Genomic DNA, 13663 nt, shown 5'->3' on the forward strand with positions numbered 1-13663 from the left:
TCTCATTCTTCCTTCTTTGGTTTTCCTTCTGAATATGGTGTGTTTTCAAGTTGATCTCCAACCCACATCGTTCCATCTTCCCAAAATTCTTTTTTCCAAATTGGAACGATTCGTTTTATACGTTCAATCGCGTACTCATTCGCTTCATAAGCTACTTTACGATGCGGTGATGAAACTGCAATGACTACTGCAATATCCATTATTTCTAGCCGCCCTACACGGTGCGTAATTGCTACTTTTGCGTCCGGCCATTTCCCACTAATTTCTCCACCAATTCTCATAAGTTGTTTTACTGCCATCGGCTTATATGCTTCATACTCTAAATGTAGCGTTCGTTTTCCTTTTGTTAATTCTCTCACCGTACCAATAAATGTTGTAATTGCTCCTGCTTCTCTTCTTGCAACCTTATTCGTTACTTCTTCAACTACAATCGGTATATCTACAATTTCAAATAGCGCTTGTCCCATTAGAACCACCTCTCCCTTTACAAAATGTCCAAGGCCATTTACTACCTTCGTTATCTTCTAATAAAAGAACATCGACAAACATATCTTTTTTATATCCTCTTGTCCCGCCCGGCAATACGATAAACGCGTTTGATTCTGCCAATGAAGAAACTGAGCTAGATTTATCAAACCCTGATGGATAAGCGATTAACTGACCTTCGTTATATGTCAATTTTGCTCGTACAAATCTTGTAAATGGATTCGGTTTTAGAAAATCTTCTCCTAATAACGCTTTTTCTCTTTTTAAATGTACTTTTTCACTAAACATATACGTCCGAATACACGGTCTTGCGAATAATTCAAACCCTACGTAACAAGCTGATGGATTTCCTGATAAACCAAATAATAACTTGCCATTTAATTGTGCTACAGTCGTAACACTTCCTGGTCGCATTGCAACTTTATTAAAAAGAACAAATGCACCTAACTTTTCGTAAATAGCTGGTAAATAATCATAATCTCCTACTGATACACCGCCCGTTGTAATTAACATATCTACTTGGCCAAGCGCTTCTTTCACAGCTGTAAAACACGTATTAAAATCATCACTAAACTTCCCAAAATATTTTACTCTTCCGCCTGCTCTTCGGATTTGAGACAATATCATATACGTATTACTGTTTCGGATTTTCCCTGGCTGTAATGACTCATTGACATCCAGTAATTCACTCCCAGTCGCTAACAGTCCAATTACAGGCTTTCTCGCAACTGGTACTTCACTATAACCGAATGTAGCAAGAAGAGCTGAAATACCTGGATTAATGTACGATCCTTTCTTTGCAAGAACTGTTCCTTTACGAGCATCTTCACCTTGAACAGAAATATTGTCGCCCGTTTTGAATGATCGCTTCACTTCTATATAATTGTTGCCCTTCTTCTCATATTGACGAGTCAGCTCTAACATAACAACCGCATCACACCCAGTCGGAATTTGTGCTCCCGTCATAATTCGAACTGCTTGAAACGGACCTACTTTCTCATGGAATAGCGATCCTGCACCAATTTCACCCACTACTTCAAATACAATTGGCGTTTCATAACTTGCTAAATTAGTATCTTCTGCTCGAATAGCAAATCCGTCATACGGCGAACGATTAAATGACGGTACATCATGGTCAGCTACTAAATCCTCTGCTAATATACGTCCGTAAGCTAATTCAATTGGTAATAGCTCCTTTAAGCCTTTATGAGCAAATCCCATCACTTTACGAACAGCTTCTTCAACCGTAATTGGCACTCTTCTTTCCATTGTTGACACCCTCTCTATTAACCGAATACGCGATAATATAGTTGTTTCGCTTTTGAAATATCATTTGTACCATGAATAAAAACACGACCATCCCGAAAAAAAACGATGCGGTAATCATCGAATTGGCAAGATAGTAAATACGGATTCCGATCTACTCTTCCCAGTTTTTTTAATACTTTTTCTATATCATCAAAATTGTATTTCCTATTGTCTACTGTTCTAATTTGAACTGTATTTCTTCCGCATAAAACAGCTGCTTTCGTTTGATTTTCGTATGATAAATAAGGATAAGTTCGATTCAAACCGCATGAGAGACAAGCGTCTGTTTTTATTTTTCCTAGTTTTATAAAATGGTTTTGATTATTCCATATATCAAACATGAAAAATGTTTTTCTAATTGCTGAAAAATCTTCTATTAAAATTTTGAGTGCTTCCGCCACTTGATATGCTGCGACGATTTGTACAGTCGGGCTAATAATTCCAGCGGTATCACATGTCACACCTGTAACAGGAATATTTTTCAGCATACAATGTAAACACGGTGTCTCTTGCGGAATAATTGTATAACTCATACCATACGATCCAACGCAAGAACCATATACCCACGGAATATTATGTTTTTGTGATAAATCATTTATTACAAAACGAATATCAAAATTATCTGTTGCATCAATGATTACATCTACATTTTTTAATAGACCTTCCATATTTTCTAAAGTTGCATCCATTACGAAAGCATGTATTTGTACTTCCGAATTAATTTGTTCTAGCCGATTTTTTGCAGCAATTGCTTTCGGCATTTTCTCTATCGCATCTTGTTCAGAGTACAATTGTTGCCTTTGTAAATTACTCCATTCAACGTAGTCACGATCAATAATCGTCAACTTGCCAACACCTGCACGTACGAAACTTTCGGCACTTGCACTTCCTAATGCGCCTGCTCCTACAATTAACACATGTTTATTTCGAATTTTTTCTTGTCCTTTACTCCCAATTGGTTTGAACAACTGTTGTCGTGAATACCGATCAGCCATTACATACCCTTCCTCTCAAGAACTCTATTTCATATTAGAATGTTGTTTCTGATAACAAGCAAAGTAAGCAAAACCAACAAACCCAGCTCCTCCAATTACATTTCCGATAAAAACAGGAACAAAATTTTTAGCCAGATCCATCCACGTTAGATGACCCGCAAAAATAACAGCGGAAATGACAAATATATTTGCTACTACTTGCTGAAATCCAATGACTACAAATGCCATAATTGGAATCCAAATTCCGATGATTTTTCCGACAAAATCACTCGTCCCGTAAGCAAGCCAAAGAGCAAGACAAACGAGCCAATTACAACCAATTGCTAAAATTAAAGTTCTCCCAAATGATTCATGTAACTTCCCTTCCGCTATCGCTACCGTTTTATTTAAATACTCTCCCTCTGTTAATCCGCCAAGATGTCCAAAGCAATACGCAACGAAAATTGCCCCAATAAAATTCATGAGAGTAATCCAAACCCAGTTATTCAGTACACTTATCAATGTAATTTTCTTTGCATAAAGCGCCATAGACAGTGACATCATATTTCCCGTAATTAATTCTCCTCCTGCTAATACTACGAGCATGAGTCCAACAGGAAATACTGCCCCTCCTAAAACATTAACTAGACTTCCCCAGCGCTCAGGTAAATTCCCTAAAACTCGAATGTTAAGTAAAAAACCTATCGCAATAAACGCTCCTCCTAAAAAACCGAGAATAAGCATCGCTGGCAATGTCTGTCTTACTTTTTGAACACCGGCCTCAATGACAAGCTCAGCAATTTGTTCCGGCTTATGAAATGCCATTACCCATTCCTCCATTTTCTCCAAATAAAAAAGCAGCTTCAAAAAACCTCCTCAAAATAAAGGTTTTTGAATGCTGCTTAATTTCTCTGCACATCTTTTACAGAGATATCAATCATCACTTTTACTATAAAATAGAAAATCCACAACTCTTGTAAATTTTCCATTTTTCACTATGACGCTAGCTTTATATATTAACCACCGATATGTGACATTTCAATTTTAGGTATTGTTTTCTTATTTGTATGATTTAAGCGTTCATCTGAATAACGATCTTCCCTATTATTCCATATATCGCGTACTACATCTGTAATGTCCTCATCTGTATGTTCAGAACGAAGCAATTCTCTTAAATCATTTCCTTTAGAAGCAAATAAGCAGGTATATAATTTTCCTTCTGCAGAAATACGAGCTCTCGTACATGAGGAGCAAAAAGAATCTGTTACCGATGAAATAATACCTATTTCCTCATCGCTTCCTATATAACGATACCTAGTAGCCACTTCACCAGAATAATTTGCTTCTATCCGTTCTAACGGCATCACTTTGTGAATTGTATTTACTATTTCTTGTTTAGAGACGACCTCTTTTAAATCCCAACCATTATAATTTCCAACGTCCATATACTCAATAAAACGAAGAATATGCCTGTTTTCCTTAAAGTATTGCGCCATCTGCAAAATGTCTTGTTCATTTTTCCCTTTTTGAACGACCATATTTATTTTAATTTTCATACCAACTTCAGCAGCAGCCTGTATTCCTTCCAGAACCCTTTGTACTTTGCTCCTATTACCATTTAAATAGAAAAACCGCTCTTCTTCTAAGGAATCTAAGCTAACTGTTACACGTGATAGTCCCGCCTTATATAAATCAGGAGCAAACTTTTTAAGTAACGATCCATTGGTTGTTAAACCGATATCTTCCACACCATCTATTTTATGAAGCCGCTCAATAAGCTTTGGAAGCCCTCTTCGAAGTAACGGTTCTCCGCCTGTAATTCGTAATTTTCTCACACCTAAAGAAACGAAAATACGAGTTATCCTTTCAATTTCATCAAAAGATAAAATTTTATCATTAGACAAAAACGAGTAATCAGGACCAAATATTTCTTCTGGCATACAATATCGACAGCGAAAATTACAGCGATCGGTAACTGAAATACGTAAATCCTTTAACGGACGTTGTAACTTGTCTAATGTGACAGATTTCATATTTATTGCCTCGCTTTTACTTATTTTATATTTAAAACACGCTCTGGATGCGTATATACATTTAAGGATTGATTCCGAATAAATCCTATTGTCGTAATACCTAAATCTTCCGCTAGTTGCAAAGCTAACTCAGTTGGAGCTGATTTTGATAGTATAATTTCACAACCGATTTTTGCAACTTTCAATAATATTTCCGAAGAAATACGACCACTAAAAACAATGATTTTATCTTTTATAGAAATATCGTTTCTTAAACAATAACCGTAAATTTTGTCCAGTGCATTATGCCTACCAATATCCATTCGGCTTAAAATAATACCATTCACATCACATAAAGCTGCATTATGAACCCCGCCAGTATGATGAAACGTATCCGCAGATTGCTGCATTTCTTTCATTAACCGAAAACAATCCTCTGCCGCAACCTGTACATGGACACCCTGCATTTTTTTTGCACTTAGTGCATCATTAGCAAAAACAAACCCTTGCCTACTCATACCACAACAAGACGTAATATATCGTTTATTTTGCATTTGTTCGTAATACGGATTTACTTTTGCCGTCGTGACATGTACAAATCCTTCTTTCTCTTGTACCCATATGTCATCAATATCTTCATACTTTCGAATGATTCCTTCAGATGCTAAGAAGCCTATTACCATATCTTCTATATATTCTGGAGTACTAACCATTGTAACAAACTCCTGTCCGTTCATTTTAATCGTGACTGGAAACTCTGTTACAATGCTGTCCTCTATATGTTTAAACGCCCCTTGTTCATAACGAAAGATTTCTCTTTCTACCTGTATCGGTTTCACGATCAGTATCCTTCTCTCACGTTATATTTTTATCAAAAACAAATACCGAAACTGCAATATCTTCTTCTACTTTCATATCTGAAAATAGGTTCACTAATTTCGCTCCAACAAGTTCCTCCAAATGTTCACGGGAATTCGCAGCATATACTTCTTGAATCATTTTCGTTCTAGCCATATGAACCATTTCCGCACCGTCCATCGTACTTGAAATGAATTTTTCAGTAGGTGTTAAGTTTCCATAAAGAGTCGCAATCGCCATGTTTTCTGCAAAAACAGTATGAATTCGTTCTGGCCCTTTTCCGAAAAGTTCCTTTCGAAGTTTTCGTATCATATCATTAAATTCATGTACTTTTTTTGACATACCATTATACCTCCCACAAACCTCATTTTACTTTATTATATATTTTACCAAAATGAGCCTTCCGCCCAAACTATTTCGTACAAACATTTGGGCGAAAAGGTTCACTTCATGAAACTTATTCTTCTTTTAATCCTTTTCCCATACCTTTTAAGAAATGAAGCCCAAACCCGATAGCACGGTTAATATCTGGGTCTTTCAATACTTTCATAAGATCGAATACCCCTACTTTTTTATTACTCTCTAAATGTTCATTACCTTTTTCTAGCCCTACTAATAAGCTACCTATAAGCTTTTTCGTAAGCTCCGGATCAAGTTCTGTTAAAGCACCCGCAGCCCCCATCATATTATTAATTAAATTTGTAACAGGCTCACGAGTCACTTGGCCAAGAACAATCTTTGCGATTGGTTCTTTCGCCTTTAGCATAGAATTAGCTGCTTCTAACATGCCAATATCATTCAATTCCCCTACTATATTAAACATTTGATTTAGAGCGTCTTCATTATTAGCTAGAAGCTCTTTTAAATCATCTAATTTTTTCTGTTTTATTTCTTCCTCAGTTAATTCTTGTTTTTGAATCATTTTTATAGGTGCAGCCATATTTTTCTCCTCCTACTTATCCGTTAAATGCACATACCCTGGACGTGCCCACTTACGATGTACCTCAATACCAGCTTGAGGATGACGTTTTTTATTACGCGGGTTCGCTTTTGGCATCGGATTTTCGCCATCAACTTCTAGCACTTCCATACGCACTTTCGTCTGTTTATAAGCAGGTGTGTTCGTACGCGTATCGACCGCAGGACCTGTTAAGAAATTAATCGCTGTTTCATTATCTGTAGAATTCATCGGTAAATATAACTCATTCGCTTTTACACGCTCTGTAACGAGTGCACGTAATTTTAACGCTCCAAACGGAGAAACAAGACGGACTAATGAACCAGTTTTCACTCCACGTTCTTTTGCAAGGTCTGGAGAGATTTCAACGAAAACACCAGGTACTTTCGTTTGAATACCTGTTGATTTATTTGTCATATTCCCTTCATGGAAATGCTCAAGCATACGACCGTTGTTAATGTGAAGGTCAAACTCAGCTGGAAATTCAGCTGGACGTACCCAGTCAGCAATCGCAAAACGAGCTTTTTTATCTGGGAAGTTAAATCCGTCTTGGAACAGAAGTGGTGTATTCGTTCCATCAAAACTTCCCCAATGGAAACTGTTCCACCCTTCAAGCACTTCATAGTTCGCTTGCGAGAACAATGGTGATAAACTTGCCATCTCAGCAAAGATTTCACTTGGGTGGCTATAATTCCAGTTTGCACCTAGTTTATTCGCAACTTCCTGGACGATCCACCAGTCTGGTTTCGCATCTCCTAGCGTAGGAAGAACTTGATATAATCTTTGGACACGGCGCTCTGTATTTGTGAAAGTACCTTCTTTCTCAAGAGATGGCGCTGCTGGTAATACAACATCTGCATATTGAGCAGTTTTAGAAAGGAAAACATCTTGCACAACGAAGAAATCAAGGCTCGATAACACTTCATGTACATGATTTGCATTAGAATCTACAAGAGCCATATCTTCTCCGACAAGGTACATTGCTTTCATTTTTCCTTCGTCAATTGCGTGAAGCATTTCAATATTATTAAGACCTGGTTCACTGTCAATTTTCACTCCGTAAGCAGTTTCAAATTTCGCACGTTCCATTTCGTTAGTAACGTGCTGATATCCTGGAAGCCATCCTGGTAAAGTACCCATATCACAAGCACCTTGTACGTTATTGTGACCTCGAAGTGGGTATGCACCTGCTCCTGGACGACGATAGTTTCCTGTTGCAAGAAGTAAGTTTGAAATTGCAGCGGAAGTATCAGAACCACCTGTATTTTGCGTTACCCCCATACCCCAAAGGATACATGTACCATCTGCATCACGAATCATTTCAGCCATTTGAATAAGTGTTTCTTTTGAAATACCTGTTACTTCTTCTGCATATTCAAGTGTATATTCTTCTAGGCTTTCTTTGAAATCTTCAAAGAAGTTTACATTCTCATTAATGAATTCCTGATTATGCCAACCTTGATCAATCATATATTTCGTAACAGCCATTAACCAAACTTGATCTGTTCCTTGTTTTGGACTAATAAAGACATCTGATCGCTCTGCCATTTCGGTTTTACGAAGATCAGCTACAATTAACTTTTGTCCGTGTAATTTATGTGCACGTTTAATACGTGTAGCTAGAACAGGATGACCTTCTGTCGGATTACATCCTACAATAATAACAAGACCAGATTGCGCAATATCTTTAATCGTTCCGGCATCACCGCCCATACCAATTGTACGGAACAAACCATCCGTTGCTGGTGATTGGCAATAACGTGAGCAGTTATCAATATTATTCGTTCCAAATACTTGTCGAGCTAATTTTTGAATTACATAATTGTCTTCATTTGTAATTTTAGAGGAAGAAATAAATCCGATAGAACCTTTACCGTACTCTTCTTTAATAGCGCCTAATTTATTTGCAACTACATTCAGTGCTTCTTCCCATGTAGATTCAACAAACGTTCCATTTTTACGAATTAAAGGTTTTGTTATTCGTTCTTTAGAATTTACGAAATCCCAACCAAATTTCCCTTTTACACAAGTGGAAATTGCGTTAACTGGTGCATCTGAAGATGGCTGTACTTTAAGGATTTTACGCCCCTTCGTCCACACTTCAAATGAACAACCTACACCACAAAATGTACATACTGTTTTCGTTTTCTTCGTACGAGTATCACGCATGGCCGCTTCCACTTCTGATACCGCAAAAATACCGCTATATCCAGGCTCAACTTCTTTAATTAAATCTACCATCGGTTCAAGAATATCTGGTTTCAATCCCGTCATAAATCCAGCTTCACCGAGCATCGTTTTCTCCATTAAAGCGTTACAAGGACAAATCGTTACACATTGACCACAGCTAACGCATGAAGAATCATTAATATTTACTCCTTCATCCCAAATAACTCGTGGGCGTTCCGCTTCCCAGTCTATCGATAACGTTTCATTTACTTGTAAGTTTTGACACACCTCAACGCATTGACCGCATGCAATACATTGATTAGGATCATAGCGATAAAACGGATGCGTCATATCAACCTCACTTACATCTACTTTCGGTTCATACGGATATTTTTGATGTTCAATTTCCATTAATTCTGCTGTATTATGCAGTTTACAGTTCCCATTGTTGTTGTCACATACTGTACAGTATAATAAATGATTTTCTAGTAACCGATCCATCGCCTCTGTTTGTGCTTCTTTTGCGCGAACAGAAGCACGTTCAATGCTCATACCTTCCGTTGCTATCGTCGAACAAGAACGCATTAACTTTCCGTCAACTTCTACAATACAAGTGTCACATGTTTGAATAGGATCTACTTCTGGCACGTAACAAATTTGCGGATGTTCAATCCCGTTCTCATTCATAACACCCAATATCGTCGAACCAGGCTCCGCTGTATACTTTTTTCCGTCAATTGTAATATGAACCATGTTGTCATTCATGGTCTTTCCCCCTTTTTGAGAATAAAAAAACTCCACCACGAAAATATACGCACCACATTTTTGGCACGCTATCATCATGGTGGAGTAGTTTATTAGCACATCTTGCTAAAATACCAATCCATTTATTCATAAATAAAACGATAGATTCATAACAGGTCATATCACGATTCCATCTTTAACACTATAATTATAGCGTTAAAGTTAAAAATATACAATATAAAATTTAAACTACGCATATGTCAGCTTGTAACTATCCATAATAACCCATATAAAACATAACAAGGAGTAAGCGAACAAATGGGGTCTTTTAATAAATGGATTCGTGGTGAAAAATCTTTTTCTACCCAAGAACAAGCTGATTACGCATTAAATAAATCTATCTCTTCTTCCCTTTCCCTTAATTTAAAGCACTTGTCCAAACTGTTTAGCGGTATTCCAGAATTAATAACACGCACTTTTCCATTAAAAAACGGAAAAGAAGCTGCACTTATATATATGGAAGGACTTGTAGACAAAACTGTTATTAACGTAAACATTCTTCGTCCTCTCTTATTTAAAGAGTGGAATGAAGACGATTTTTGGGAAGCTTCTGTTTCTATCGGAAATATAAAAAAAGTTCAACAGTGGACAGACATTGAACAATCTCTTTTACACGGCAAAAGTATTTTATTTATAAACGGGCAACTATCCGCTTTAGAGCTTGATACGCAAGCGGCACCAAAAAGGAGTATTGAAGAACCTACAACAGAGAGCTCCATAAAAAGCTCACACGAAGGATTTAATGAAGTAGCGAGCGACAGCCTTGCACTTATTCGTCGATATATTCCAAATCGCGAATTGAAAGTGAAGGAATTCACTGTTGGTGAACGAGCTACTTCAAAGATTTTTTTGCTTTATCTAGCAGATGTTGCGAACGAAAATGTCGTAAAAGAAATGGCATCCCGTATCGAGTCAGTAACAGTTGATGCGATTCTTACTACTGGTGAATTAGAGGGGTTTGTTGAAGATAATTCCTTTACTCTCTTTCCACAATTATCAATAACTGAACGCCCTGACACAACAGCACATCATATTCTTGATGGGCGAATTGCCGTTGTTGTAGATCGCTCACCAGGCGTATTAATAGGACCTATGACCTTTTCATCCTTTTTTCAGACGATAGATGATTACAGCTTCAGACCTATGATTCCATCTTTTATACGACTCCTTCGTTTCACTGGACTATTTATTGCAATATTTGCTCCTGCTCTTTATATTGCTATGATTTCCTTCCATTATGAAGTGATTCCGCTCAAATTGTTGTTAACGATTGGAGAATCTCGAGCCAAAATTCCTTTCCCCCCCATATTAGAAGCTTTATTAATGGAATTAGTTCTCGAAATGCTCCGAGAAGCAGCGATTCGGCTCCCTGGACCTGTTGGACAAACAATCGGCGTCGTAGGAGGAATTGTAATTGGACAAGCTGCGGTTCAAGCTGGGATTGTTAGTAACGTTATGGTTATCGTCGTATCAATTACTGCGGTTGCCTCTTTCATTATTCCCAACTTAGAAATGTCAGCAGGAATTCGGCTTCTTCGATTCCCAATGATGATAGCCGCCTCTTTATTTGGCGTCATTGGAATTATGGTTGGAATGGCAATTATTATCATCCATATTCTTTCTATGGAATCACTTGGTGTGCCATATGGTAGTCCTTTTTCTCCGTCATATGCTTCGGATTTAAAAGATACCCTTGTACGTTTCCCATGGAAAATTATGAAGAAACGGCCACTATCTCTACAATTAAAACAAGATAACCGGCAAAGAGATGTTGAGGAAAAGGAGGAGAATAAGTGACAAAACGTACAAAGAGGGAGATCACTTTATTTCAATACATTTTAACGATTAGTGGTGTTCAAGTAGGATTCGGTGTCCTTACACTTCCGCGTGAAGTTGCACAAGGTGCGAATACAGATGGCTGGATGTCTATTATTATCGGATGCGCTATCACTACTTTAGTCAGTTTATGTATTGTAAAAATTATGGAAAAGCATCCTGGATATACTTTACTTCATGTGCTGACTCGTTATCTTGGAAAATGGTTAGGAAGAGTAGGAATGATTTTTTGGATTTTATATGCTGTACTTGCAGCAGTTTCCTTAGTTTTTTCCCTCCTGTATGTTATTCACATTTGGATTTTACCTAGATCTCCTATGTTTTTAATTATGATTTTGCTTTCTATTCCAATGCTTATGCTTGCATGTAAAGGTGTACTTATTATTAGTCGCTTTGCCGTTTTCACTGTAATTTTTACCCTTTGGATGCCATTACTATTATTTATTCCTCTTAAAGATGGTCATTGGATATATCTTCTTCCCTTTCTAAAGGAAGGATGGATACCAGTTGTAACCACAGTGAAATCAACTATCATTGCGTTTCTCGGATTCGAGTTTGCATTCGTCCTTTATCCCTATCTAACTAACAAATTAGCTGCAAAAAAAGGAATCGTTATTGCAAATATGATTACTTTATTTGTTTACCTACAAGTTACGTTCGTTTCTTTCGTTTATTTTAGCCCGGATGGTATAACGAAATTTTTATGGCCGACTCTTTCTCTTGTTACACCATTTCACTTTTCATTTCTGGAACGATTTGAAATTATCTTTTTATCATTTTATCTCTTCATTATTTTCGATTCTTGTATTCCTTATATTTTCACTGCTTCAGATGGAATCAATCAATTACTTAACAAAAAAGGGAGTCCATTACCTGTTTGGATTTTATTATTCGGGTGCATTTTCGTTCTATTCTTTTATATCCCTTCCTCTTACCAAATAAGTGCGTTGCGAGAATTTTGGGGAACTGCCAGTTATTTTATCGTTTTTCTATTCCCAGTCGTATTTCTCTTATACATGACACTTTATCAGCATTGGAAAAGGAGCAAAATTTAAATGAGGCGCTTTATTCATTTCACTATACCTTGCTTTCTCATAACCTTATTAACAGGCTGTGGAGACCGGCTAGACTTAGAAAAACAATCTATTTCATTAATTTACGGTTTTGACGCAAAAGCAAAAGGAAAATTAATTGTGTACCACGTAAACCCTACTTTTAATGAAGACGTAGAAAAAAATTACGAAACACATGAAGCAAAAGTGCGTACACCTCGAGAAGCAAAAGCAACGTTTAATAGTTCAAGTGGCGGTTTAGTATCTACAGAAAAGTTACAGCTCATTTTATTTAGCACAAATTTTTTAAAACAAGAAGGGGCTATGCCTTACCTTGATGTTTGGTATCGCGATCCTAAAAATACCGGAAACATGCGCATGGTCGCAGTAGACGGTCCAGTTTCTTCAGTTATATATAATAACTTTAAAGATAAACCTGCCCTTCCCGAGTATTTAACAGATTTAATTAATACAAATAAATTATACAATCGGACAGTTTTCACACCATTTCATGAATTTCATAGGCAAACGTTTAATAAAGGTATAACACCTGCTATTTCAGAAATAAAAAAAGGAAAAAAAGATGTTATCGTTACAGGCTCTGCACTATTAACTTCTCGCGGAATTTATAAGATGTCTTTAAATCGTTATGAAAGTGCCCTTTTGCTTATGTTGCAAAAGAAAGCTAATATACCCGTTTCACTTACAATGAAAATTCCGTCTCATTCAGTTGAAAGTAATAGTCATCTAAAAGATACAGAAGGTGACGATTTCGTAACAATAAACGTTCTTAGCATGAATCGTGATATCCGTACAGACTATAGCGATAACCACTTCAAATTTAATGTTAAAATGGATTTAAAAATTGCCGTATCTGAACTTACATTCAACATGGATATAGACAAAGATAGAAAGAAATTAACTTCTCTCATTGCAAAACAACTAAACAAAGATTTAAACGATTTAATCCACAAAATCCAAAAACAGCAACTCGATCCATTCGGGTTTGGTGATTATGCGAGAGCATTTCAATATAAAGAATGGAAAACAGTTGAAGATGATTGGCCGAGTGCCTTTTCAAAAGCTAATGTGAAAGTGGCACCAACTATTAAAATTTTAGAAAATGGGATTATTAAATAGCAAAAACACACTACTTACTCTTATACGTTTAAAGAGCAAGTAGTGTGTTATCATTTTTATTTTGAA

The 13663-nt window shown here is 36.8% G+C and carries 12 protein-coding genes; 3 read left to right on the plus strand and 9 right to left on the minus strand.

Annotated features, from left to right (window positions below):
• Positions 1 to 2: 2 nt before the first annotated feature.
• The 9 genes from moaE to fdhF form a co-directional block, all read right to left on the minus strand.
• Positions 3 to 467, minus strand: coding sequence for a molybdopterin synthase catalytic subunit MoaE (moaE, locus tag AXW78_RS16870; protein WP_000529378.1), 465 nt, complete (start codon positions 465 to 467; stop codon positions 3 to 5).
• Positions 448 to 1755 (minus strand): molybdopterin molybdotransferase MoeA, encoded by a 1308-nt coding sequence (locus AXW78_RS16875; protein ID WP_000442203.1) that lies wholly within the window; start codon positions 1753 to 1755, stop codon positions 448 to 450. Before AXW78_RS16875 ends, moaE begins: the two co-directional genes overlap by 20 nt.
• A 17-nt stretch (positions 1756 to 1772) precedes the next feature.
• Positions 1773 to 2789 carry a molybdopterin-synthase adenylyltransferase MoeB gene (locus tag AXW78_RS16880; protein ID WP_061884472.1) on the minus strand — a complete coding sequence of 339 codons (1017 nt, stop codon included), beginning with the start codon at positions 2787 to 2789 and terminating at the stop codon, positions 1773 to 1775.
• Positions 2790 to 2813: 24 nt separating this feature from the next.
• On the minus strand, positions 2814 to 3593 hold the full coding sequence (locus AXW78_RS16885; protein WP_002164134.1) for a formate channel: 780 nt from the start codon (positions 3591 to 3593) through the stop codon (positions 2814 to 2816).
• Positions 3594 to 3784: 191 nt separating this feature from the next.
• Complete coding sequence (moaA, locus tag AXW78_RS16890; RefSeq protein WP_000844116.1) at positions 3785 to 4801, minus strand: GTP 3',8-cyclase MoaA; 1017 nt, start codon at positions 4799 to 4801, stop codon at positions 3785 to 3787.
• Positions 4802 to 4821: 20 nt separating this feature from the next.
• Positions 4822 to 5619 carry a formate dehydrogenase accessory sulfurtransferase FdhD gene (gene fdhD / locus AXW78_RS16895; RefSeq protein WP_000802676.1) on the minus strand — a complete coding sequence of 266 codons (798 nt, stop codon included), beginning with the start codon at positions 5617 to 5619 and terminating at the stop codon, positions 4822 to 4824.
• A 16-nt stretch (positions 5620 to 5635) separates the two neighbouring features.
• Positions 5636 to 5980, minus strand: coding sequence for a Na-translocating system protein MpsC family protein (locus AXW78_RS16900; protein WP_000039582.1), 345 nt, complete (start codon positions 5978 to 5980; stop codon positions 5636 to 5638).
• 115 nt (positions 5981 to 6095) lie between these two features.
• Complete coding sequence (locus AXW78_RS16905) at positions 6096 to 6578, minus strand: helical membrane plugin domain-containing protein (protein ID WP_000729889.1); 483 nt, start codon at positions 6576 to 6578, stop codon at positions 6096 to 6098.
• A gap of 12 nt (positions 6579 to 6590) precedes the next feature.
• Positions 6591 to 9530, minus strand: coding sequence for a formate dehydrogenase subunit alpha (gene fdhF / locus AXW78_RS16910; protein ID WP_061884473.1), 2940 nt, complete (start codon positions 9528 to 9530; stop codon positions 6591 to 6593).
• A 297-nt stretch (positions 9531 to 9827) separates the two neighbouring features.
• Here fdhF and AXW78_RS16915 point away from each other — a divergent pair, with 297 nt between their 5' ends.
• From AXW78_RS16915 to gerSC, 3 genes are read left to right on the plus strand one after another with little or no spacing between them, the layout of a single operon-like run.
• Positions 9828 to 11366 (plus strand): spore germination protein, encoded by a 1539-nt coding sequence (locus AXW78_RS16915; protein WP_061884474.1) that lies wholly within the window; start codon positions 9828 to 9830, stop codon positions 11364 to 11366.
• The gene (locus tag AXW78_RS16920) at positions 11363 to 12460 is read left to right on the plus strand and encodes an endospore germination permease (RefSeq protein ID WP_061884475.1); all 1098 of its coding nucleotides are present in this window, start codon (positions 11363 to 11365) and stop codon (positions 12458 to 12460) included. Before AXW78_RS16915 ends, AXW78_RS16920 begins: the two co-directional genes overlap by 4 nt.
• Positions 12461 to 13597 (plus strand): spore germination protein GerSC, encoded by a 1137-nt coding sequence (gene gerSC, locus AXW78_RS16925; protein WP_061884476.1) that lies wholly within the window; start codon positions 12461 to 12463, stop codon positions 13595 to 13597.
• The last annotated feature ends 66 nt before the right edge of the window (positions 13598 to 13663 follow it).

Source organism: Bacillus thuringiensis (assembly GCF_001595725.1).
GTDB classification, from domain to species: domain Bacteria; phylum Bacillota; class Bacilli; order Bacillales; family Bacillaceae_G; genus Bacillus_A; species Bacillus_A thuringiensis_K.